The organism is Terriglobales bacterium (genome assembly GCA_035764005.1).
In the GTDB taxonomy this organism is placed as follows: Bacteria; Acidobacteriota; Terriglobia; order Terriglobales; family Acidobacteriaceae; genus Gp1-AA112.
Genome location: DASTZZ010000107.1, coordinates 31,433 through 52,870, shown reverse-complemented (window position 1 = coordinate 52,870; position 21,438 = coordinate 31,433). Strand labels below are relative to the sequence as shown.

General features: G+C 56.3%; 23 protein-coding genes and 1 tRNA gene. 8 read left to right on the top strand and 16 right to left on the bottom strand.

Annotated elements, in window-relative coordinates:
* Together VFU50_17435 and VFU50_17430 are read right to left on the bottom strand one after the other, a co-directional pair.
* Complete coding sequence (locus VFU50_17435; protein ID HEU5234647.1) at nucleotides 1-426, bottom strand: type II toxin-antitoxin system VapC family toxin; 426 nt, start codon at nucleotides 424-426, stop codon at nucleotides 1-3.
* Complete coding sequence (locus tag VFU50_17430) at nucleotides 423-689, bottom strand: hypothetical protein (GenBank protein ID HEU5234646.1); 267 nt, start codon at nucleotides 687-689, stop codon at nucleotides 423-425. The genes VFU50_17435 and VFU50_17430 overlap by 4 nt, the downstream gene beginning before the upstream one ends.
* Before the next feature lie 163 nt (nucleotides 690-852).
* On the opposite strand from VFU50_17430, the gene VFU50_17425 reads away from it, so the two are divergent.
* Together VFU50_17425 and VFU50_17420 are read left to right on the top strand one after the other, a co-directional pair.
* Entirely contained in the window at nucleotides 853-1,041 is a 189-nt protein-coding gene (locus VFU50_17425; protein ID HEU5234645.1) for a type II toxin-antitoxin system VapB family antitoxin, read from the top strand.
* 600 nt (nucleotides 1,042-1,641) lie between these two features.
* Nucleotides 1,642-2,247: a hypothetical protein gene (locus tag VFU50_17420; protein HEU5234644.1), complete on the top strand. Its 606-nt coding sequence runs from the start codon at nucleotides 1,642-1,644 to the stop codon at nucleotides 2,245-2,247.
* A 41-nt stretch (nucleotides 2,248-2,288) separates the two neighbouring features.
* Here the strand turns inward: VFU50_17420 and VFU50_17415 are convergent.
* The 12 genes from VFU50_17415 to VFU50_17360 all read right to left on the bottom strand — a co-directional run bounded on the left by VFU50_17415 (nucleotide 2,289) and on the right by VFU50_17360 (nucleotide 13,604).
* Nucleotides 2,289-2,365: transfer RNA gene (locus VFU50_17415), tRNA-Pro, on the bottom strand.
* Nucleotides 2,366-2,448: 83 nt separating this feature from the next.
* Entirely contained in the window at nucleotides 2,449-3,456 is a 1,008-nt protein-coding gene (locus VFU50_17410; protein HEU5234643.1) for an alpha/beta fold hydrolase, read from the bottom strand.
* A gap of 466 nt (nucleotides 3,457-3,922) precedes the next feature.
* Nucleotides 3,923-4,444 (bottom strand): hypothetical protein, encoded by a 522-nt coding sequence (locus VFU50_17405; protein ID HEU5234642.1) that lies wholly within the window; start codon nucleotides 4,442-4,444, stop codon nucleotides 3,923-3,925.
* Between the two features lie 154 nt (nucleotides 4,445-4,598).
* Entirely contained in the window at nucleotides 4,599-5,456 is an 858-nt protein-coding gene (locus tag VFU50_17400) for an AraC family transcriptional regulator (protein ID HEU5234641.1), read from the bottom strand.
* A 138-nt stretch (nucleotides 5,457-5,594) separates the two neighbouring features.
* Nucleotides 5,595-6,398, bottom strand: a complete 804-nt coding sequence (locus VFU50_17395) for a hypothetical protein (protein ID HEU5234640.1) — start codon at nucleotides 6,396-6,398, stop codon at nucleotides 5,595-5,597.
* 335 nt (nucleotides 6,399-6,733) lie between these two features.
* Nucleotides 6,734-7,243: a peptide deformylase gene (def, locus tag VFU50_17390; protein HEU5234639.1), complete on the bottom strand. Its 510-nt coding sequence runs from the start codon at nucleotides 7,241-7,243 to the stop codon at nucleotides 6,734-6,736.
* A gap of 124 nt (nucleotides 7,244-7,367) precedes the next feature.
* On the bottom strand, nucleotides 7,368-8,552 hold the full coding sequence (aroC, locus tag VFU50_17385; protein ID HEU5234638.1) for a chorismate synthase: 1,185 nt from the start codon (nucleotides 8,550-8,552) through the stop codon (nucleotides 7,368-7,370).
* A gap of 191 nt (nucleotides 8,553-8,743) precedes the next feature.
* A complete protein-coding gene (locus tag VFU50_17380) occupies nucleotides 8,744-10,009 on the bottom strand; it encodes a glycosyl hydrolase family 18 protein (GenBank protein ID HEU5234637.1) in 1,266 nt (421 codons plus the stop codon).
* Nucleotides 10,010-10,419: 410 nt separating this feature from the next.
* The gene (locus VFU50_17375; GenBank protein HEU5234636.1) at nucleotides 10,420-12,201 is read right to left on the bottom strand and encodes a hypothetical protein; all 1,782 of its coding nucleotides are present in this window, start codon (nucleotides 12,199-12,201) and stop codon (nucleotides 10,420-10,422) included.
* Between the two features lie 2 nt (nucleotides 12,202-12,203).
* Nucleotides 12,204-12,968 (bottom strand): ABC transporter ATP-binding protein, encoded by a 765-nt coding sequence (locus VFU50_17370; GenBank protein ID HEU5234635.1) that lies wholly within the window; start codon nucleotides 12,966-12,968, stop codon nucleotides 12,204-12,206.
* A 16-nt stretch (nucleotides 12,969-12,984) separates the two neighbouring features.
* Nucleotides 12,985-13,248: a hypothetical protein gene (locus VFU50_17365; protein ID HEU5234634.1), complete on the bottom strand. Its 264-nt coding sequence runs from the start codon at nucleotides 13,246-13,248 to the stop codon at nucleotides 12,985-12,987.
* A complete protein-coding gene (locus VFU50_17360) occupies nucleotides 13,248-13,604 on the bottom strand; it encodes a helix-turn-helix transcriptional regulator (GenBank protein HEU5234633.1) in 357 nt (118 codons plus the stop codon). Before VFU50_17360 ends, VFU50_17365 begins: the two co-directional genes overlap by 1 nt.
* 139 nt (nucleotides 13,605-13,743) lie before the next feature.
* Here VFU50_17360 and VFU50_17355 point away from each other — a divergent pair, with 139 nt between their 5' ends.
* Both VFU50_17355 and VFU50_17350 read left to right on the top strand, forming a co-directional pair.
* Complete coding sequence (locus VFU50_17355) at nucleotides 13,744-14,076, top strand: helix-turn-helix transcriptional regulator (protein ID HEU5234632.1); 333 nt, start codon at nucleotides 13,744-13,746, stop codon at nucleotides 14,074-14,076.
* Nucleotides 14,073-14,732 carry a permease prefix domain 2-containing transporter gene (locus VFU50_17350; protein HEU5234631.1) on the top strand — a complete coding sequence of 220 codons (660 nt, stop codon included), beginning with the start codon at nucleotides 14,073-14,075 and terminating at the stop codon, nucleotides 14,730-14,732. The genes VFU50_17355 and VFU50_17350 overlap by 4 nt, the downstream gene beginning before the upstream one ends.
* A gap of 129 nt (nucleotides 14,733-14,861) precedes the next feature.
* On the opposite strand, the gene VFU50_17345 is transcribed toward VFU50_17350, so the two are convergent.
* Both VFU50_17345 and VFU50_17340 read right to left on the bottom strand, forming a co-directional pair.
* Entirely contained in the window at nucleotides 14,862-15,581 is a 720-nt protein-coding gene (locus VFU50_17345) for a GvpL/GvpF family gas vesicle protein (GenBank protein ID HEU5234630.1), read from the bottom strand.
* Nucleotides 15,582-15,616: 35 nt separating this feature from the next.
* Complete coding sequence (locus VFU50_17340) at nucleotides 15,617-17,725, bottom strand: ArsA family ATPase (GenBank protein HEU5234629.1); 2,109 nt, start codon at nucleotides 17,723-17,725, stop codon at nucleotides 15,617-15,619.
* 362 nt (nucleotides 17,726-18,087) lie between these two features.
* Here VFU50_17340 and nadA point away from each other — a divergent pair, with 362 nt between their 5' ends.
* The 4 genes from nadA to VFU50_17320 all read left to right on the top strand — a co-directional run bounded on the left by nadA (nucleotide 18,088) and on the right by VFU50_17320 (nucleotide 21,429).
* Nucleotides 18,088-19,200, top strand: a complete 1,113-nt coding sequence (gene nadA, locus VFU50_17335; GenBank protein HEU5234628.1) for a quinolinate synthase NadA — start codon at nucleotides 18,088-18,090, stop codon at nucleotides 19,198-19,200.
* A 137-nt stretch (nucleotides 19,201-19,337) separates the two neighbouring features.
* Complete coding sequence (locus VFU50_17330; protein HEU5234627.1) at nucleotides 19,338-19,775, top strand: DUF2203 domain-containing protein; 438 nt, start codon at nucleotides 19,338-19,340, stop codon at nucleotides 19,773-19,775.
* Nucleotides 19,776-19,862: 87 nt separating this feature from the next.
* Complete coding sequence (locus VFU50_17325; protein ID HEU5234626.1) at nucleotides 19,863-21,092, top strand: hypothetical protein; 1,230 nt, start codon at nucleotides 19,863-19,865, stop codon at nucleotides 21,090-21,092.
* A 106-nt stretch (nucleotides 21,093-21,198) separates the two neighbouring features.
* Nucleotides 21,199-21,429: a hypothetical protein gene (locus VFU50_17320; protein ID HEU5234625.1), complete on the top strand. Its 231-nt coding sequence runs from the start codon at nucleotides 21,199-21,201 to the stop codon at nucleotides 21,427-21,429.
* The last annotated feature ends 9 nt before the right edge of the window (nucleotides 21,430-21,438 follow it).

The window sequence follows — 21,438 nt, the reverse complement described above, 5'->3', positions numbered from 1 at the left end:
CTAAAGTTTCGTCATCCACGGATCGATTATGGGAACGGGAAGATCGTCGAAGTGGGGTTTATTGCGGGTGGCCAAGGCCGCATTCGACGCGAGAGCAATTCCGGCGATCATTGTGTCTCTCAGTTCTACTGGACGTCCGGCTTTCTTTCTGCCCGCCATGAGATCGGCGGCGTGTTCAGCAGCGCTTGCGTCAAAGGCCGCAATTCTTCTATCGAGGTTTTCTGTTACCAGGGTCTCGAGCCGCTGCATCAGTGCCGAGCGCTTGCGGCCAGATGCAATGATTTGCAAACCGTAATGGAGCTCCAGCAGCGTGATGGATGTTGTCCAAATCGAGGAACGCGGTTGCCGGTCGAGCCAGGCAATCACTTGCCCATCGGCTGGGTGGCGCATTAGAGCGGAGATTACATTCGTATCGAGAATGATCATTCGTCGAACCTGACCGTTTCGATCGCGTGACCCCGTAATTCGGGAATTTCTGAATCCAGGCGACAATCAGCGAACAGACGAGCAATAGCAGTCCCCAGACCACCGGTAGCCTCGGCGTTCTCCTTGACGGCGTTGCGCAGTATGTCACGGACCTCGTCTTCCATACTTCGGCCGTGGCGGGCCGCGCGCTTCTGCAGACGGCGTTTAGTCTCCGGCTCGAGATTGCGAACAACAAGTTGCGCTTTAGCTTTTCGACTTGCCATAGATTATATGATATCACGATATCATTTAACAGCCCGTCAACCCTTTGCCTTTCGAGTTCCGCAGAGAAGCTTTTTTCGGTGTGTCCGTGGCAACATATCCGTCGCTACTATTGAATTGATATATATGGTGTTGGTAGTATGTATATACATTTAGACAGAACATATGGCAGTGGCTCTTACATCTATTAGGCTCGATAAGCGACTGGCAGATGAGGCAGCCGAGGTTTTGGGCGTCAAATCCCGAACGGAAGCTGTTCACGCCGCGCTGCGCGAGATCGTTGCTCTTAAGCGTTTCAAGAAGCTGATGTCGAAGTACGGCGGAAAGCTCGAATTTTCCGGCTACGATGAGTAATTTCGTTGTCTTCGATACTTCAATATTTATCGATCATCTCCGTACAGGCCGACACGAGCAGCGCCTCGCAGCAACGACCGGCCTGGTGCGAAATTCAGCCGTAGTGCTCGCAGAGCTAAGCCGGGGAGCCACTAAGCTGTCAGAGCACGAATTTGTCGAACGACTTGCTCGGAACCATCCAATCTTGACGCCGAACCGAGCAGAACTGGCTTGAATCAGGACGCTGCTTAGCAGGATTCGTGCCGACAAGGTCTTCCATGCGGAAAAGCTTCGCGATTTACACTTTGATCTCCTGATCGCACTGACCGCCAGATCTGCAGGAGCGCGTCTCGTGACCGCAAATCATGCTGATTTTGAGCTGATTGCCGGCTATCGCAAAGTGCAACTAGAGCTCTGTTGAGCTGGCAAAGCGATAGTCCAGAGCGGTCCGAGCATATGTTTCTCGATGTCGGAACAGCCCATTCGGCAGGCAAGGCCCAGCGCTGGAACAGTTGCTTTGAAGGCAGTTCTCTTGCTTGTAAAAGCGGCCGAGATTCGCGTAGCATTAGCGCCCGGATTAGGCAAGCTCGGAGCGCTATGCCGCCGCAGGGGGAGGTAATTTTGGCAAAGCTGGAAGACAACGACGACCAAGAAAAACGGATTGAGGACTTGAAGCGCCGTGCAGAAGAGCTTTGTGGCGGCGAGATGGAAGTGGGCACAATGGATGACTGCCCGGCGGAATTGGAGGAGTCATTCTGGAAGTACGTGGTCGACTACGAGGAAGCTCCATTGACCACGAACTTTCAGCAGCTGGAGGATGCTGGCGTGTCGCTTCCCGCACCGGATTCGTTGAATGACGAGGAACTCACGGCAAAGCTTTGGGAGGTGATCCATAAGCTCGCGTTGCTTCGAGTATTCATCTCACAAACAGACCATCTCAGCGACCGCGAACTCTATACGCATCTCTGGACCGAATCCCTGCGCGAGGAAACTCCGATGTTGCCGGCGTCTGCAAATGGGGCCTGGCACATCGAAATCCTGGGCGGCTGGAGCGCCGAGGATACTGAGCTCTACCTCAAGTACTACGCTGATGAAGCCTGGCGCCGCGACTGGCATAGGGATTGGCCCAACGATCCTATACCCCCGCACGAGGCCTTGCCCTACGACCGTGACCGACTGCTGCCCAAAGCGGATTACGACCTTCCCGTCAGCGGAGAGCCGAACTGATGTGGAGATTGGTGTTGGCAGCTGACTGATAGCTGGATTGCTGGTCGGGGCGGAGGGATTTGAACCCACGACCCTCTGCTCCCAAAGCAGATGCGCTACCAGGCTGCGCTACGCCCCGACTAATCCGATTGTAACTTACCTGCTTTCAAAACCCGCAAAGGCACGCTCCTGTGTTGAGGCTCCGTCGGGTCGGGCCGAAATTCACGGCCGACTGGCAGGTTCTTTGATGAAATCGATCACTATTCTCTCCGCCCAGCGCCCATCATAGCCGTTGGGAGCGGCAAGAAACGCGCAGTGGCCGCCGTTGCGAGTTTCGATCAAGCGAATCGCAGGGTTGCCCACCAGCTTGGCTCGGGTTTCCGGCAGGATGCGGATGAAGGGATCGTCATCAGCGTGAAGTACCAAAGTGGGAACGCGAATCTGTTCTAAAACACGAGCTGCTGCTGCGCGGTGGTAGTAGTCGTCTGCTCCGGCGAAGCCTTCGTAGCGCGCTGTGATCTCGTGATCGAACTCGCGAATGCTGGCGAAGCGGCGTAGATGCGCGAGATCGTACACGTCGGGAAATAGTATGGCTTTGCGCTGATAGCGTTTGCGTAATCCGCGGAGAAAACGCTGCTCGTAGAGCCAGTTGCGCCAGGAGTGCAGCGCGTCGGCCGAGGCGGCAAGGTCCATGGCAGGTGAGACCGTTGCGAACACTTTTACTTGTTTCGGCGCATGATCGCTCCATTCACCCGCCAGTTTGAGCGCCAGATTCCCTCCCATGGAAAATCCCACAATGGAAATCCGCCGCAAGCCTTCTTCTTCGATTAGCGCTTCCGCCACTGCGCCTACGTCGGCGGATAGTCCAGAGTGGTAGAGCGTGGGAGTGAGCGTCTCGGTGTCGCCGCAGTTGCGCATGTTCATGCGGATGACGCTCATGCCGGCAGCCCAAGCCTTGCTGCCGGTTCCAATCACGTACTGCGATTCAACCGATCCTTCCAGGCCATGAACGATGATGACGGCCATTGCCTCCTTACGATTCGATTGCCAGTGGCAAACGCATTCGACCTGAATGTGCGCGCCGGAGCGATGCTCATCGACGACAAAGCGCCGCCGCTCGCCTGGGGGAAGAAGATTGGTGCGCGGCAGGAAGTTGCCGGCGATCGTCTGCAAATGTCCGTGCCGGAGCCCGCGCCGGGGAATGAAGTTGAACTCGGAAGAGATGTCCATGCCGAGGTTACAGGTGACGGGTAACAGGGAACAGGAAAAACATCGAGCCGACTCGATTGCTCAGGGACTGGCGAGTCTTTCCTGTTCCCTGTAACCTGTCCCCTGTACCCTAATTTCGTATGCCTATCTTTGAGTATATCTGCAAGGATTGTGAGCGCCGCTTTGAAGCGGTCGTTCGTGGAACTGATTCTGCCGTTTGTCCCTCCTGTTCAGGGAAGAATCTTGAGCATCAGTTGTCGAGCTTCGCGGTGGGGAGTTCGGAGAAGAGCTTCGCGTCGTCACCAGCGCCATGCGGGAGCTGTGGCGATCCTCGCGGCCCAGGCGCCTGCTCGATGAACTGAGTTCTGCAACTTCACAAGACTTTGCGGGAAACGCAGGACTCGTGTTCGCTGTGCCGACTGTCGAGCTTGCACTTCGGCCCGTTTCACATGCAGCAGAGTGCGCCGCACGATGTACCTTGATTAACTTACGCGGATTGCGATGCGCCACGAGCGGTGCCGGGAACAACCTCCACGTTTGCTATTCCCATAAACTTGCGAGCGGCGAGTGCGATGGGTAGTCCGACAATGAGCATGTGCTCGACCAAATTGACGACGAACAACATTCCAATCACTGGCCATCGGTGAATCGCGGATAACGGGATTACGACGAAGTTCATGAACAGATAAACAGCAACGCCGAAGAACAGACCAGAGTAGAACGCCCGGCGAATCATCCACGTGAGTTTTCGGCTCGCAAGGCAATAGGTCACGGCTGCGCCGAAGGCGATGGTGAAGTGCAGAAGCAATCCAAGCAGGGCAGTCGCCCCGCCGCCGCGAAGCGCAGCCGGACCGACCAGGCCTCTGGCGATTCCTTGCAGCAAGCGTAGCGGCGGAACGCCTCTGGCGCCATAAAGTGCAAAAGCATAGGCGATGTCGAGAACTCCGCAAATGAGTCCACCCCAGAAAATAGCCATTCCCATTCTGGGCTGACTATTCTTGTCCTCCATTTCAAGGCTCCTCGGTCGGAGTCGGAGCCAGCGCGCAAGCGCTCCTGCGCAGCGCATTACGCGCTGGAACTCCGTCCCACGTCGCACAGCATGAACAAAACTTCGAACGTAATCGCGCAGAATCGGCTGGAAATCGAACAGATTCCGACGAAAACTATCGCTTCAGAGACTTGGGCGAAATCCCGAGGACTCGCTTCATCTGCGCCGCCAAATGACTCTGGTGCGCAAACCCAGTCTCGAGCGCTACCTGGCTGACCGGCAAGTCGCCTTTGCGCAGCAGCTCTGCCGCCCGATCAATCCTTCGCCGGATCACGTACTGATGCACCGGTACACCAACCGCCTTGCGAAATAGAACCTTGCAGTGAGAAACGCTCAGGCCCGCGACATCGGCAATCGATTGCAGGGAAAGATCGGCCCCGAGGTTCTCCTCGATAAACGCCAGAACCTGTTTGAGCTTGTGGGGGGATAGTCCGCCGTTGAGGTTTGGAGAAGTCTGCAGCGAACTATGGTTCGTCACCAGCTGCAACGCCAATGCCGTTGCCAGGCTGTCCATGTATAGGCGCCCGCCTGGACATCCAGTTTCCATCTCCGCCTTCAGCGCCCAGGCAATGTGTTCCAGGCTGGTATCGCGAGTCTGAAATCGGTTTCTGATTTCAACTCTGCCGGGATCGGCGTCGAGTTCCTCTGCCGCACGTTGCAAGAGCTCCGGCTCAAGGCCAACGACGAGAGCGGTGTCTTTGTGCTTGAGTTCCCAAGTGCCGGGGAGAAACGGCGGAATTACGTCAATATCACCGTGCACGGCATTCCCGGTATGGGACACGCCACCGCGGCGGCACGTCATCACGGCGGCAGGTCCGACGTGGATTGAAACAATCGTCCGAGCCGAACCGCCGAATTCCACCAGCCCAGGTTCATCCGACATCAAGGTCACGCGCACCCGGTCCGTCGAGGAGGTAAAGAGAATCTCGCGTCCGGGAATCGGTGACAGGAGAACTGAGCTGCTCGTCTGCATAGGCTAAAAGACGTATGAGCTGCCCATCAGTTTGCAATCCGCCACGGCGAGAGTCGAGCAAAAACGGACGATAAAGAGCAGATTAAGCCCGATGCTCCAAGGTAGGTTAAACGCTGAATATGGAAGGTTCTAGAGATCCTAGTCGTAAATGCAGAAGTAGCGCCTCTGCCGCGTATCCTTCCCCTGGCGCAGCAGATCGATCGACTGTTTGGCGCATGCGGATTCAGTGCTCTGCGGATATTTCTGGGTGAGCTGGTTGTAGTAATCCAGAGCTCGTTCGCCGACGCTCGCGCCATCGACATACCGCTCCGGCTCTACTTCCTCTTCGTTATTCTGTGGCGCCTTCCCCAACGACCACCAGGTTTCATAGGCCTGCGCAAGATCGTAATCAACTGTCGCCGCGTGCGCGTTCTCAGGATGCTGTTTGAGGAATGCTTCGCCCTCGCGAATCACATCGCGAAACTGATCACTGCCTTTCGCGCAAACGCTGCTGGTATCCCAGCCATGCTTTAGCAGCAGAACGAATGCATCCTCCCCACTGGGCGTGTCGGGGTAATCACGCCACAGGACCCACAGCAAGTCGTTCTGATATTCATAGCTGCCCCCCAGCTCCGCCCATGAGACGGTTAAGCCATAGCTCTTGAGCTGATCGATCTTCTGTGTCATATCGGGAGTCGGTGGATAGGTGAAAGGAAAAAAAAGATTGGCAGCAACCTGGTTGGCTGCGAGCAACAGTACAGGTTTTCGGTCGGCCGAGGCGTTGCCGGCATCTTGCAAGATCTGAATTAACATCGAGAATCTTTGATCAAAACTCGCCTTCGTATCTTCGGGCACGACAAGGTTACCCAAATTGGGAAAGTCCTTCTCCAGCTCTTTGATCAGCAAGCCTGCAATTTCTCTTCCCGTTGGAGGCTCGCAGGCATCCGGCTCTTGTTCATCCATTTCTGCCGCTGCCGGGGAGATCGGTTGTGCTGCAGGGGGCGCCGGAAGCGGCTGCTGAGGTGGCGGCTGAGACTTGGGTGTCGCCTCGACTCGAAGCGTTGCTATGGCCCGCGCCGTTTGTGGCGGTCGAGGTTCTCGGAACCGGGTAGCCATGAGCCACGTGCCGGCAGCGAGCATCGCAACGACAGCAAACCAGCGCCAAACCCTTCGCGAAGACAGAAGGCTCACTTTGAAACTCACTTATCTGAGTTGAGTCAGAGTCTGCCATATGCGGCGCGCGTTTCGTCCCACTGTCGGCAACCAAAGGTCACCTAAGTGTTAGCTCTCCTGATTCGCTACCACTCTCCGGCTTTCTGCAGCTTTCGAATTTTGCGTTTGATGAGGTCCCGCTTGAGTGCGCTGATATGTGAGATGAACAACTTTCCATTCAGGTGATCGGTTTCGTGCTGCATGGCGCGCGCGAGCAACTCTTCACCGTCAGACTCGAACCATTTGCCTTCGACGTCCTGCGCCCGCACCGTGCACTTCATCGCGCGCGTCACGTTCTCGCGAAAATCCGGGAGGCTAAGGCAGCCTTCACTATGCGTCTGGCGGCCTTCTTTGCGGACGATCTCAGGATTGATGATTACTAGCTTTGCCCCGGGATCTTCCTTGAATGAGCAGTCGATTACGGCGATGCGTTTGGAAATCCCAATTTGGGGTGCGGCCAGCCCTACGCCATGGGCGGCGTACATGGACTCGAACATGTCGTCGATCAGCTTCGTGAGTTGTTCGTCAAAGACCGTGACTGTGGCGGCGGGCTTATCCAGAACGGGATCGCCATACTTCACGATGGGATAGATCATTTTGTAGTCGTCGAGGTCCTCATCGATCGAGGGGTGCGGGCGATAGGCGATAGGCAGTAGGCTTCAATAAACCGACGTATTGCCCATTGCTTACTGCCTATTGCTTACTGCTTATTGCGTTCGTTTAATACTCCGCGATCTGCTTGCAATAACTTTTGTAATTCCGTTCGAGCTCGGTCGCCGAATCTCCGCCGAATTTCTCCAACGCAACGCGCGCCAGAGTCAGCGCGACCATCGCTTCTGCGGCAACTCCCGCTGCTGGCACCACGCAGACATCCGACCGCTCGTAGGCAGCTTTCACCGGCTCGCGTGTAGCGAAGTCGACAGATTCCAGCGGACGCCGCAGCGTGGAAATCGGCTTGAGGTAGCCGCGAACGACGATATCTTCTCCATTAGAGATGCCGCCTTCGATCCCGCCGGCATTGTTGCGAGCGCGTGTGAAGCGAGTGAAACGATCGTCACCATTCTTTTCGCCGGAATAACCGATCGCATCGTGGACCTGTGAGCCGAACGAAACTGCCGCCGTAACCCCGCGTCCGATCTCGACCGCTTTCACCGCCTGCAGCGACATGACGGCGGCAGCAAGCTGGGCGTCGAGACGCTCGTCCCAATTCGAGTACGTTCCCAATCCGGGAGGAACGTGATGACCGATCACCTCGAAGATGCCCCCTACTGAGTCACCCGTTCGCAGCGCCTGATCGACCTCGGCTTTCATGCGCTGCTCGGCTTCGACATCGGCGCATCCCAGCAGGACTTCTTCTTTTCGCGCGAGAGCCCGCACCTGTTCCCAATCGGGAATGCCGTCGTAATTCGCTTTGCCCACAGCGATTACGTGACTGAGTACTTCTACCTCAATGCTCTTGAGCAGCAGTTTTGCCACGGCACCAACTGCAACGCGAGCCGTCGATTCCCGCGCCGAAGCTCGTTCCAGTACATATCGCGCTTCGGGAAGGTTGTACTTGAGCGCTCCCGCCAAGTCAGCGTGACCAGGACGGGGCGATGAGACTCGTTTGTGCTTCGCCGGATCACCTGCGCCTACGGGCAGAACCTCTTCCCAGTTCTTCCAATCGCGGTTTTCAATGCGCAGCGAAATCGGAGAGCCGATCGTCTTGCCATGCCGTACCCCGGAGATGAAATGTGCCGTATCGCGCTCGATGCGCATGCGCCCGCCACGGCCATAGCCTTGCTGACGCCGCCACAGCTCGTGGTTCACGAACTCCTGATCGATCTCGATCCCCGCAGGAATGCCCGAGATCACCGCGATCAGGGCTTCTCCATGAGATTCACCGGCTGTGCAGAAACGAAGCATGAAGCGTTGATTCTAATAGAAGTGGTGCATACGGGTGTGTCGCGCCGCGTGAACCTGTTCGAAGCGATTGGCCATGGTGATAGGCAATAAGCGATAGGCAATAGGCGGTAGGCGAAAGCCAAACAGCGAAAGTCGGTTCGGTACGGTGCAACCTTGCTTTGTGAATGGTTTTTTGTGTTGTTGCCTACTGCCTATTGCCTATTGCCTCTGCTATTGCTCGGAGGCATCCGACTACCGCCAGCCAGTGCCCGCAACAGCTCCGCATCCAGCGTGTCCTGGCCCATCTCCCAGAACATCACCCCTCCGAGATGGTGTTGGCGCACATACTTGAGCTTCGCCTGCATTGCCTCCGGACAGTCATAACTGAAGAATTCGTCGTCGTTCCAAATCGAGCATGTCGCGAGCTTGGCATAGTACTGGCGATCAGCGCTCGCAGGCAGTGTTTTCAGGTTGCGATACTCCGGCGGAAGTTTCGACGCATCCTTGGCTGGTTGATAGAGACCATGATTGGTGTCGCTCACGCCAGTCCAGCCTTTTCCGTAAAAGGGAACGCCAAAGACAATCTTGCGCGGCGAAACACCGGCGCGAAGGAAATCCTCGACGGCGTGCGCGCCGTAATGTGTGTCCATCGGAGGCTTCGAAGGATCCGCCGGATCGTGGAAGAGCGCGCTGTGCAGGTTCGTGGTCTTCTCGCCGTTCCAGTGAAGGTCATAAGCCATGATCGAGAGATCGTTCATGTACCGGCTAAGCGTTTTCAGATCGAAGTGCTTGTAATCTTCCGAGCCTGCTGGAATGGCCGCCGTGAGCAACAACCCAGGACGAACCGCGTCGAGCTGACGCCGAAACTCAGCCGCCATGGCATTCATGTTCTTCGTGTCTTCCGGACGGCCGGGAATCATGCCTCCGTCCACCGGATATTCCCAATCGATATCGATGCCGTCGAAAACTCCCGGCGCATGAATGCCCGGAGCGAAGTTGCCCTTGATGTAGATATCCACGCAGGACCGCACAAAATCGCGCACGTTGGCCGGCTGCGCCGCGTCAGAAAATCCATCGGAATTCGCCCAGCCGCCCAGCGAGATCAGGATTTTCAATTTGGGAAACTTCTTCTTGAGCTCCTGAAGCTGGTGAAAAGTGCCATGGAGCTGATTCGAGTCGGAGGAATCGGCTGTCCCATCCACAGTCTGCTCCGCAGGAAACTGCTTTTTCAACTCGACATCGGGATTAGGAACTTCGCATCGTTTCTTCGCGACTTTGCCAAAGGCGTAGTCGAGTTGAGTGAGAATCCCCGCGGCGCCATTTTCGGCAAATTGTTTGAGTGGATAGTCGCCAGAAACAGCGTGGCGCTCGGCATAATAGCCGACTACCTGAAATCGAGGAGCTTGAGCGAACAAAGGAACAGCAGCAATCAGGAAGAGAAGGACTTCGAGTCGCAGACGACGGGAGTAATCGAGCATTCAGTCCTTTTATTGCACAGCAAATGCGAAGTTTCTGCGCTCTGGCGACAGCAATGTATCCGACCCAGATGTCCACCGGCTCAGTGACAAAATGTTATCTATTCTCGCTATTAAGCGGCTATTTTTCGCCGATGCTTTTAACGTCTGTCATCCTGAAGCGCTCTTTTGCGCGAAGGATCTCCCGGGCTCTTGGCCAATGAACATAGCGTTTCTCGTAGAGAGCCACTCTAAAGCATTTCAAGCCGAAACATCCCGGGAGATCCTTCGGCCAAAAGATGGCCTTCAGGATGACAAATGATTGAGAGCATCGCCGGGAACAATCTCCAGAAATCCAAATAAGCTCGAGAGATAGGAGAGGTGGACTAGATCGCCTGGAAACACGCTGTAAGAATCTCTTCTTGCGTCGAAGTCTATGAGGGTTGCTTCCGCGTCGCTCCAGCGGCTTGCGAATCTACGTTCTCATCATCATTCGTGAGATCGCGATCGCCCGCCAGATCGAGCGAGAAGAAGGAGTCAGGCGGAACATCGTCGAATTGGAGCGAGATGTGAGGAGCATTGGCGAATTCCGCTCTGCGATGAAAGGCTACTGCCGCGAATGCAGCCACAACAATTAACACGACGACGTACGCAACCAGGCGATTCAATGTCCAGGTTTCAATTGCACCCAGGGCATTCATTCCGAAAAAGATGATCGATCCGTACAGCGCCAGCGTGACCTTCAGGTTCGCCTTTCCCGGCAGGTATGAGCACGCGAACGGTATTTTGCGAAAACCGTTGAGTGATCGTTCAACCATGAAGACTCCGATCAGGATCAACACGAGAATGTGTTCGAGTGCAGGCCGGCCGGACCACATGCCGGCAAACAGAACGGCGCAGACGATCCAAATCGGGAAGGCAGAAATCAAATACAACGAGCTACGCACCGCGTTCAGGTACTCCGATGGCCGGTGGACCAGGGTGGTACGGAAGACCCAGTTCGCCCGCAGCGTGTGTGGAAGAACAAAGGACGCACGGACGGAGAGAATCGCGAAAAACAGCAGGAAGAGGCTGGCCGTGATAAACGCATGTATAGGCAATCTTTCCTGCACGTTGCTCTCCCGAAACGTATTGAAGTACGCGAGCGCTATGGCAACTCCGATACCGAAATAGAACGCAATCAACAAGCGATGCTGTCTACTGCGCGCCAGTGTGCGCGCCGTAAAGAGCACGAGTGCGCGTTGAAGCGGTTTCCTGAATGCTCTCCGCTGTAACCATCGCACAAGCATCCCAGTGCCGTGGCTCCGTTCTGCTGGCAGAATGTCAGGCTGCTCGACAATGCGGCGCATCGTCCGCGCGTAGCTTAGAGCGTAGGCCACTGCCGCACCGAGCAATGAGGCCAGCAGCGCCCATATTGCGCGGAGGGCTAGCCAATTGAATGCGCGTCCGGGCGCAGATCCGTTCAATTTGTGAAAGAGCCCGAAGAACCAGTACGAGGGCGTCCACAGCAGCCACTGGCTCGGGCGAGAAGCAAACAGGTCCCTCGGCGTGGCTAAGGGCGGCTTCAAGAAATAGATCGCCAGTACGAAGAAGAAGACAGTGACCTGCAGCAATCCTGAGATTCGGAAGAAGAGACGCTGAGGAAGTACCTGGGTGAGAATTCCCTGAATGGAAAGAACGGCGCAGGCAATAAAGATTCCCGCTGCAAGCATCGTGATCCAATACGCAAGGAATGTGCGCAGCAGAGTGAAGAATCCGCCGGCACTCGGAAGCAGGACGAGCGGATAGCAGAAACTGGTGAAGATGTTTACCAGCACCACCGCCGCGCCGGTCGCGCTGCCAATCGCCGCAAGTTTCGCCAGCAGGATTGTGCGGCTGCGAACCGGTAGAACTCCAAGCGCAATGCAGTCGCGCCGATCAGGAATCAAAGTATCCCAAGAAAGCACCATCAAGAAAGCAGAGACTGCAATCGTCGTGGCGATCAGGAACTCTTCGTCGTGCCAGGCGTTCACGATGAGCGCTGCATGCGATTGTGTTGATGTACCGTAGCGAGGGACCAGAAGAATCGTAAGAACGAAGCTAAAAGCTCCCAGCAGCGCCGCAAATTGGACGAGCAGGTTTTGCGATTCGGCGCCGTTCGACAGCAACTCGAAATCGAGAATGCGGCTGAGGAAAGCGCGGAACAGAATCTTGACCTGCTTCGCCTCGCTGAGCATGACTACGTCTCCATCAGTTCGACGATCTCTCGTGTCACTTCGCTCGGATCCTGCTCCACCGCGAGTTGCGCAAAAATCTTTTCCAGCGACGCAAGCGACATCAGCGTCCGCAGCTTCTCGATGGAATCGTTTGCGACCAGATGCCCTTTGTGCAGGATGATCACGCGCGAGCAAACGCGCTCGACCGTCTCGAGTTCGTGCGAGCTGAACAGCACGACTTTGCCGCGTGCCGCGAGCTGGCGGATTAGATCTTTCAAGATCATCGCCGAGTTCACATCGAGTCCCGAAAAGGGCTCGTCGAGCAGGATGAGATCGGGATTGTGGAGAAGAGCAGAAGACAACAAGACCTTCTGGCGCATGCCCTTTGAGTAAGAAGAGATCGCGACGTGACGGTTGTCTTCGAGCGAGAACAGGCGCAGGAATCCGTTTAGCCGCGCTTCTAACTGCTGCTCAGGAATCCCCCGCAGCTCGCCCACCATGCGGATGTACTCTTCGCCGGTGAGGTGTGGATACAGTTGCGGCTCTTCGGGAACGTATCCGAAGGATTGCCGGTACTTGATGCGATTGCGGCTGATCGGTTCACCACGAAAAAGAATCTGGCCTTCGCTGGGGTCGATCAGACAGGCGATCATCTTCAGCGTTGTCGATTTGCCTGATCCATTTGGCCCGAGATAGCCGGTTACTTCTCCGGCAGGTGCTATGAAGCTGACGTCAGAGACGGCGGGAATCGCCGCGTAGAGTTTCGTAACGTGCCGCAACTCGAGCATAGAGTCGCCAACTTTCTCAATGACGATGGTTAGCTGCGAAGACTCCTGCCAGCGCGACCGCCACCTGCAGCGCTCCAATCGCAATCCCGATCGCCCACTTCCATGCGGCGCGGCGAAGAATCCACTGGCGTGCGAACGACTTGATGATGTCGAAAAGCAGGTTGAGCTTGCTTGCACCGCGCGCGGCTTCCTCATCGAAGATCCAGAGAAGTTCCTTCGAGTATTCCGAGTGAAACTCGTCTGGATGCAGATCCAGGAAAAACAAATAGAGCTGCCGCATCAGGTCGCCCTCCGCGGCTTCGGTACAAGAGCATGTGCTCGCGCTTCGCGCAGTACGCGCTCCAGGCGCGCGACATCCGCCTCGAGTACACCACGTCCGAACCGGGTCAGCCGATAGTACTTCCTTCGCGGATCCTCACTCGCTCCGCGCGAGGACACCGTCTCGATCAGCCCCTGTTCTGTTAACTTCTGCAGGTTGTCATAAAGCGTGCCAGGGCCGAGCTTGTAGCGTCCTTCGGACTGACGTGCGACATCCTGCATGATTCCGTACCCATGCCGATCTTCGCCTGCTAGGGCGAGCAAGATATGCAGGCTCGCGGGTGAGAGAGGCAGGTGAGGTGTGTAGTCGTCGGTCATAGACGCTCGGATAACGTTATATCGGAATCCGAGCTATGCGTCAAACTCGGAACCGACTCGCGCTGAGCTGGCGATACGGCCAGCGAAACGCGCAGGTCTTTGACTTTGGTACGCCACTTTCTTCTATAATGTATAGGTAATGCCTACTCACGATTTTCTCGGTGAATTCGAACACATCGTTCTTCTGGCAGTTTTGCGCCTCGAAGATCGCGCTTATGGCGTTACTGTGCGACAAGAGATCGATTTGCGAACCAAGCGGGAGGTGTCCATTGGTGCCGTGTATGCGACTCTCGATCGATTAGAAATAAAAGGGTACGTTAAATCGCGCAGCGGGGATCCTACCCCAGAGCGTGGTGGTCGGTCGAAGCGCTTTTTTCAGGTGACAGCTAAGGGAATGGCGGCTGTGAACCGCACACAACGTGCACTCCGGAGTCTGACTCAGGGACTCGATCTAATCGGGAGTTATTCATGATTTTCCAAACTGATTCGACCTGCCCGCCTCATCTGGCTGCATGGCTGATCACTCTATTTAGCCCTTCCAAAGAAGCGGAGTGTGTATTGGGTGATCTGCTGGAGGAATACTCCCACCTGTGCTCGCACTCGGGAGTTGCCTTCGCACGAAGCTGGTACTGGCGACAGACACTTAAGACAATCGCAAATTTTGCAATGGCTGGATACCGCGCCGCGCACTGGTCGATGATCGCCGCAATACTCGGCGGCTGGCTCCTAAATGGCTTTTTGCATGGCTTGCTCGACAAGGCACTGTCCGCTGCTACCGACAAATACCTCTTGTACTGGTCGAATCATTTCAAACTTTACCTGTTTCTGGCGGCAAGGGGAATGTTGATCGGAAACCTCATTGCTTCGACGCTGGTGGGATCCTTCGTCGGGTTTGCGAGTAGAGGCAGGGAGATGCTCGCCACAACGACTCTAAGTCTCGTCCTCGGCGCAATGGCTGTTGTCGGCTATCTCGTCGTGGCGCTTATAGGTCGGCATATCTTTTTTTGGGGGATCGCATGGTACTTCGCAGGTCTGTGCGCAATCGTGGTTGGCGGAGCTATTGTTCGGATGAGCAGGTCGCGCCGTCAACTCGATCTTGCCGATGCGCAATTGCACATTCCATCGTAGGCTTGTTGACAAATTCTCGCGCAAAAGAACAGTCATAGATTGCCGGTTCTACCAACTCAGAGCCGGAGGCCGTCTATACGGCCATCTCCGGCACCGCCTACCGGCTGCGGCGATTCCGTTTGCTCCTGGCTACACGAACGAATACGGCGGCCAAGGTCCGGTGCATTGAATTTCGCGGCGGTCGGCCCAGCGGGTGGCATACTTCTTTAGGGCCTTGTCCCATTTTGGGCGATCCTTCTTTCGTACTAAGAACGTTGCCTGCCATTCGAGTTTTGGCTGGCTGGAGCTGACTTTGCCGGTTGGAGCAGAATCAGCAGCGATGGATTGGAGTTCGCGAGCGAACTCCGCCACTTCGGGGTCGAGTTCGGTGCGGCGCTTTACCTGGGTCGCCGCCGATTTGGCGCGCAGGTAGTCGCGTCCGGAGGCTACGTTGATCTCTGCAGCCGGCGCGGCAGTGTTCAGAAATACCTTCACTCCCCATTCCTCTGCACCGTCGATGCGGGCGAGCTTTTGTTCGAGTTGGTCCTTCTGCTCGCGGATGTGGTCGGCGAGCGATTTCTCGGTTTTGAATACAGTTCCAAATCGGGCAGGGAGCAGAGTGACTGCTTCGGAGATCTGGGCGACGGTTCTTTGATGACGGACGCTCACTGCCGAAAGCCACTCGAGGTTCTCCATGTTCGCAGCTAGCCGCTCGCCGAACTCGACGGGCGAAACTCGGCTGTACCAGGCGGTGAGGCCGGCGGCTTCGAGGTGCTCTAAAGGGGAGGCGCCGTCGATCGAAGTTGGCACCTTCAGCTTCGGAGCTTTGGCGCTGATGCCGTAGAGATAGAGCAGGTGCTTTTCTGGCATTTCAAGAAACCGGGGTTAACACGAAGGTCACGAAGTCAAACAGAAGGCCACGGAGAGCGTCTTCGTGAACTTCGTGTTGCCTTCCTGACCGGAGCCCGCCCTGAGCTGGTCGAATGGGTGTTCGCTCTTCTTTCTATTTCCCATAATCGTTCGGTCAATCGCTCCAGTCCATCTTCTCCTGAAATCTGACGGGAGAAGTCAGGGACTGCGAAATACTTCCGCTCGGAGCTCAAACGTGACAACGTTGCTAACTGCCATTCCCGCGCCAGGCGGCAGCGTGGGCATTTCCCATTCTGGTTCGGCAGCAAGCGATTCACGAAGATTGCTGCCGGTTTGAGTTCGAGATCGTCAAGGCTCGCAAGCAAGCGTCCCGTCTGGCGGTCAGGCAGCGGCTCGGCGAGCAACACGACAAACACGCTTGCGCGCTTGCGATCTTTCAATAGTTGCGCCAACTCTCTCGCGCGCTGCGAGATCGATGCGACCTCGACAGCCAGTTCTTGCGCCAGCGGCAGTGTACGGTGCGCTGACAGGCTTTTCAACAGCAGGCGCGTCCAGACGACTAGACGCTCAGGCGTGCGCAGAAGTTCGAGCGCGTGTCCGGTGGGCGCCATGTCGATCACCAGCGTCAGGTCGCGGGATTCGATGAAGTCGAGCAGCTTGAAGACGGCGAAGATCTCGTCGACTCCGGGGGGTACGATGTCGAGCAATGCTGAGAGCATCTCGTGCTCGAACGAAAGTTCGACATGCAGCCCGCCTTGCTGCACCTGCAGCGATTGCGCGATCACCTGCTTCACCTTGCGGCTCCAGGCTAGGTATTCGGCTGTGGAATCGACTTCGACGGCCTGAAACTGTTTGTCGTGCAGTACCGGTTTGGGAACTGGTCCGACGTTTTGCTCGAAGAGGTCGTCTAGCGACGGCGCGGGGTCGGTGGAGCAGATGAGCACGTTTGCCCGCGGATGTTGTTGGCGGTGGGTGTAGGCCAGGCCGCCGGAGATGGTTGTCTTGCCGACGCCGCCTTTGCCGAGCGTGAGAGTGAGTTGAGTGCTGGGATCGGGCCATTCCGTGGGCTGGAGGGTCACTTCACTGGCTTTCTTGGGTCGAACTGATTTCAGCTTCATCGCAGCATGGTGCTGCTCGGAGCTGGCCATTCGGCCAGCTCCGACCCCCCGGCTACCGCCGGCGGTTCTGTTTTCTGCGCGCCTACCGGTGGCGGTTCCGTACACTTGCCCGCCGAAAGCGCGCAGGTTTTCGAGGCCGATCGGCGGCGCGCCGGAATCTTCTCCTACGCGAATTTCCGCATTCGGGAATCTCCGCGAGACGAACCTGCGTGCCGCTTCGTAGAGATGAAATCTTTCCTGACAGCGTTTGCAGGTGGTCTTGCGTGTCACTGCGCGATTGATGACTACTTCGGCTATCTCTGCTTGCGAATCTTCCTCCAGCATCCGCGCCGTTCGCGATGCCTCTTCGAGCGAAAAGCGCTCTGCGCTCGTGACCATCACCAGCCTGGCTTGTTCGCTGGAGAGCGCTCGGCGCAGCGAAGAGAGCACTGCGTCCCATTGATCAACGACTGCGGGACGCCTGGCTCTGGTGCTTCCGCCGAAGTGTTCGGCTAGTACTTGATCGCGGCGTCCGGAGAGTTCGAGGAAGTCGAGAAAGCGGGCGAGCTGGTCGGGAATCCGGAAGAGTTGGAGTGTATGTCCGATGGGAGCGGTATCGACGACGATCTCGTCGAACTTCGCACTCTCCAGCAAGTCGGAGATCGTGAGCAGGGCGCTTACTTCGGCCAGGCCGGGCAGCGCGGTTTCGAGGAACGACTCGATCTCATTCCTCGAGAGGAACGTTCCTTGTTCCATTAGTTCCGTGATGGCGCCGCGATAGTCGTTGAGGAACTCCTGGAATCGGGCTCCGGCATCAACTTGCCAGACTGAGAGCTTGCCTCCGTTCCCGGTGCGCAGATTTTGGAGTCCGGATTTGAGCTTTGTATCCAGCACATCTCCCAAGGAATGAGCCGGGTCGGTCGAGATCAGTACTACGCTTTTTCCGGGTTTGGAGCTGGCATGCAGGGCATAAGCGGTGCTGACCGTGGTCTTGCCGACCCCGCCTTTGCCGAGAAAAAACGTTAGTTTGGGCTGGCGTTTCGGCATACGGAGGAGCGAACACAAAGGTCACGAAGGCACAGAGAAGGTCACGGAGTCCGGCCTTAGTAATCGTACAGAAAGGCTACTGGTAATGGCTAAGCGGCAGATATCCGCTGTTCGCGTTGCACCGAGGGCCTCAGAAATGCGACACTATATAGGTCTAAGCGCCTGAAAACGCCAGCAACCTGGCGACTTTTGGGCGGCTGGGACATCGAATAGATGTCGGCTTCAACATCCCCGTAGGTCGGGCGCGAACCAGCGTAGTGGACCTACTGGAGCCGGCGGATTGCTTTCAACATCCCCGTTTCGAGCAGCCGAACCGAGTGAAAGCCCGGCGGTTGTGTCGAGACTGAAGGCGGAAAATAGACGTGACGACTGCAACTGCACAGGTTTCCTGTTCGCTTGAGAACTACTTAGTTCTCCCCGATCACACCATGGATGAGCGCATTGCCGCTGCCCGGCGCGAGCTGGGACGCGATTGCGTAATATTGGGCCATCACTATCAGCGAGATGAAGTGATCCGCTTCGCCGACTACACGGGCGATTCCTATAAGCTTTCCAAGATCTCGGCGCAGGCCGATGGGCGATTTATTGTCTTCTGCGGCGTGCATTTCATGGCGGAAAGCGCCGATATTCTGGCGCGTCGCGAGCAGCAGGTGATCCTGCCGGATCTGAATGCCGGCTGCTCGATGGCCGACATGGCAGAAATCGGTCAGGTAGAGGACTGCTGGGAGCAGCTAGAGCGGCTTGGGGTTCTCGAAAACGGGCTTGTTCCTCTTACTTATATGAACTCCACGGCGGCGATCAAAGCGTTTGTCGGTGAGCGTGGTGGGCTCGTTTGCACGTCGTCGAACGCTGGAAATGCCTTCCACTGGGCCTATAAGAAAGCTCCGAAAGTCTTATTCTTACCCGATCAGCATCTTGGCCGGAATACCGCTTACGCGATGGGAATTCCGCTTTCGGAGATGGTGGTCTGGGATCCTTACATGCTGAATGGCGGAGTCACACCCGAGCGTCTGCGATCCGCCAAAGTGATTCTCTGGAAAGGACACTGCTCGGTTCACCAGCGTTTCCTGCCGGAGCATGTGGACAAGGTTCGGGCCAAATATCCGGGAATTCAGGTGATCGTCCACCCGGAATGCCGGTGGGAAGTCTGCCAGAAGGCTGACCGGCTCGGCTCAACCGAACGGCTGATCAAGATCATCGAAGAAGCTCCGAGCGGCACAATGTTCGCCGTTGGAACTGAAATTCACCTGGTCAACCGCATGGGCAAGCGCTTTGCTGAGCAGGGCAAGAAGGTGATCACGCTGGACGACTCTGGCTGTTTGTGCACCACAATGTTCCGGATTTCTCCGCAGCACCTGGCGTGGGCTCTCGAAAACCTTGTTGAAGGCAACGTCGTTAATCGCATTCGAGTTGCGGATGACGTGAAGTATTGGGCTAAGGTTGCGCTGGACCGAATGCTGGAGATCGGAACCTAGACGGAACCTCTTCGAGAGCGCCGCGCTGGTGTAATTTCGTGATTTCCCGATTTCGCGATTGTGTGATTTGTATCGCGAAAGCCAGATCGCGAACTCAACCGGCTGCTTTGCAATCAATTAAAATAGTTTCTGACACCATGGCACAAAAGCATTTCACTCTGCAGGAAGCACAAGTACTGCTTCCTGTACTCAAGTCGCTGCTGAAGCAGGCGATTGACGGCAAGCAGCTGATCGAAACCATCGACGCCGAATTCCAGGAACTCGCGCAGCGCATTTTCCTCTCCGGCGGTTTGTTGGTCGAGATCGGCAAGGCGGCGATGCGGCGTGCCGAGCGCGAAAAAACCGCACAGCGAATCAAGGATGCGGTTGCTGAAATCGATGCTACTGGCGTTCAGGTAAAAGATCTTGATATGGGCCTGCTGGATTTTCCGTGCGTTGTCGATGGCAAGACCATTCTGCTCTGCTGGAAGATGGGAGAAGAAAAAATCACGCACTGGCACGATCTTGAGGAAGGCTACGCCGGTCGCAAGCCAATCGACGAGACGATCACGAAGGTCAAGAAGAAGCCTAACTAGATTGGTCCGCACAGCTTCGAGATTGCCGCTATCGGGAGCTACAATTCTGTGTAGCCCTAACTCCTTGATTCAGAGTCAGACTGTTTGGTGAAAATCAGTTCCCCTAAAGCTTCTGTAAGCATTTTTCTCCTCTGCGTATTCGCAGCCTTACTGTTCTCTGCGTGCGGGCACGGTGACGGAAAGCAAGATGAAATCCTGTACGTCACCGCCGCTCCGCAGGCTGCGCTTCGCGACCGCGTCGCGCCTGTGTATTCCAAAACGGGAATCGTTAAGAACGGCGATAAAGTAGTTGTCCTGGAGCGCGGCAAACGCTGGGAGCGCGTACGCAACGAGAAAGGTGAGGAGGGATGGCTCCAGGACCGTTACCTCGTCGGTGAAGATGTTTTTCGCGGCTTTCAGCAGCTCAATCGCGACCACCAGAACGATCCTGTGCAGGCGCATGGCGTGCTGCGCAGCGACTTCCGCCTGCATCTCACGCCCGGGCGTGACACCGATCGCCTCTTCCTGCTGAAAGAGGGAGACAAGATTGATCTGCTGCAGCGCGCAGCGGTTTCGCGTGCCGCGAGTTCTGCGCCTCCGCCACCTCTGCTCCAGGCATCGGCTTCAGCAACTGCGGAAAAATCCGAAGAGAAGCAGGATGCAAGCGACGCCGCGAAGGAAGACGAGACCGAATACAAAAGCAAGGAACAGCCGGCCTCTGCTGCGCCAGCCAAGGCTGCGCCAACTAGCAAAAAATCCTCCAAAGGTAAGCCGCAACGTGTTGCCGAAGATCAGCCTGTAGTGCCGGCAGTGCCCATGGAAGACTGGTGGCTGGTTCGCACTTCCCAAGGGCATAGCGGGTGGGTTCTTGGGCGCATGATCGACATTGACGTGCCGCTCGATATCGCGCAGTATGCGGAAGGCCAGCGCATCGTTTCGTTCTTTCCCCTCACCACCGTTCATGATCCCGAGCTAAACAAGGACGAGTCCTATTATCTTGTCCTGCTCACCGAACCCAAAGACGGCATGCCCTTCGACTACAACCAGGTTCGCGTCTTCAGCTGGAACGTAAAAAAGCACCGTTATGAAACGGCTTACCGCGATCGCAACATCTTTGGTCTGCTGCCGGTCTCGGTGGGACAAGAACAGTTCGAAAATCTTGGCACTGAGCCAACATTCACCATCCACGTGCGGGACGAAAACGGCAGCACCGTCGCGCAGAAGTATCGGTTAGAGGGTGTGATCGTCAAGCGAGTCCTCGCGCCGGGCGAGACTCCAGTGAAAGCTGCTCCTGCGAATCTTCAATCCAAAGGCAAAGCGAGGCGAGCAGCAAAGTAGCCGGTCTGACTTGTTTGCTCGCGTCAAACTGCGCCGACGCAGCGGCTGATTCTGCTGCCATCCTGGGCGGGCATCAGGCTGTTACGTTAACGAATCCAAGCAAGCCATGGCAGAAAAGGTGAAGCAGCTTGGGTTGAAGCGGGACTACGCAAAGTACCTCTACTTCCTCGACAAAGACGGCAACGTTTGCCAGAAGCCGAAGTCGGGTGAGGGCAAGACTGAGGTCCTCGTCGAGCATGCAGTCGATCGCGATAATCAGTTTCTATATTTCATCGACAAAGAGGGCGACGTCTCGCGCTCCCCGCGGGTCACTCGGGGCAAGAACAAAGCTGCATAGCGCGGTACC

Excerpts from the sequence above, each read along its gene's own strand:
- VFU50_17435 (HEU5234647.1), bottom strand. The coding sequence starts at position 426 with ATGATCATTCTCGATACGAATGTAATCTCCGCTCTAATGCGCCACCCA.
- VFU50_17430 (HEU5234646.1), bottom strand. The coding sequence starts at position 689 with ATGGCAAGTCGAAAAGCTAAAGCGCAACTTGTTGTTCGCAATCTCGAG.
- VFU50_17425 (HEU5234645.1), top strand. The coding sequence starts at position 853 with ATGGCAGTGGCTCTTACATCTATTAGGCTCGATAAGCGACTGGCAGAT.
- VFU50_17410 (HEU5234643.1), bottom strand. The coding sequence starts at position 3,456 with ATGGACATCTCTTCCGAGTTCAACTTCATTCCCCGGCGCGGGCTCCGG.
- VFU50_17405 (HEU5234642.1), bottom strand. The coding sequence starts at position 4,444 with ATGGAGGACAAGAATAGTCAGCCCAGAATGGGAATGGCTATTTTCTGG.
- VFU50_17400 (HEU5234641.1), bottom strand. The coding sequence starts at position 5,456 with ATGCAGACGAGCAGCTCAGTTCTCCTGTCACCGATTCCCGGACGCGAG.
- VFU50_17395 (HEU5234640.1), bottom strand. The coding sequence starts at position 6,398 with ATGGATGAACAAGAGCCGGATGCCTGCGAGCCTCCAACGGGAAGAGAA.
- def (HEU5234639.1), bottom strand. The coding sequence starts at position 7,243 with ATGATCTATCCCATCGTGAAGTATGGCGATCCCGTTCTGGATAAGCCC.
- aroC (HEU5234638.1), bottom strand. The coding sequence starts at position 8,552 with ATGCTTCGTTTCTGCACAGCCGGTGAATCTCATGGAGAAGCCCTGATC.
- VFU50_17380 (HEU5234637.1), bottom strand. The coding sequence starts at position 10,009 with ATGCTCGATTACTCCCGTCGTCTGCGACTCGAAGTCCTTCTCTTCCTG.
- VFU50_17375 (HEU5234636.1), bottom strand. The coding sequence starts at position 12,201 with ATGCTCAGCGAGGCGAAGCAGGTCAAGATTCTGTTCCGCGCTTTCCTC.
- VFU50_17370 (HEU5234635.1), bottom strand. The coding sequence starts at position 12,968 with ATGCTCGAGTTGCGGCACGTTACGAAACTCTACGCGGCGATTCCCGCC.
- VFU50_17365 (HEU5234634.1), bottom strand. The coding sequence starts at position 13,248 with ATGCGGCAGCTCTATTTGTTTTTCCTGGATCTGCATCCAGACGAGTTT.
- VFU50_17360 (HEU5234633.1), bottom strand. The coding sequence starts at position 13,604 with ATGACCGACGACTACACACCTCACCTGCCTCTCTCACCCGCGAGCCTG.
- VFU50_17355 (HEU5234632.1), top strand. The coding sequence starts at position 13,744 with ATGCCTACTCACGATTTTCTCGGTGAATTCGAACACATCGTTCTTCTG.
- VFU50_17350 (HEU5234631.1), top strand. The coding sequence starts at position 14,073 with ATGATTTTCCAAACTGATTCGACCTGCCCGCCTCATCTGGCTGCATGG.
- VFU50_17345 (HEU5234630.1), bottom strand. The coding sequence starts at position 15,581 with ATGCCAGAAAAGCACCTGCTCTATCTCTACGGCATCAGCGCCAAAGCT.
- VFU50_17340 (HEU5234629.1), bottom strand. The coding sequence starts at position 17,725 with ATGCCGAAACGCCAGCCCAAACTAACGTTTTTTCTCGGCAAAGGCGGG.
- VFU50_17330 (HEU5234627.1), top strand. The coding sequence starts at position 19,338 with ATGGCACAAAAGCATTTCACTCTGCAGGAAGCACAAGTACTGCTTCCT.
- VFU50_17320 (HEU5234625.1), top strand. The coding sequence starts at position 21,199 with ATGGCAGAAAAGGTGAAGCAGCTTGGGTTGAAGCGGGACTACGCAAAG.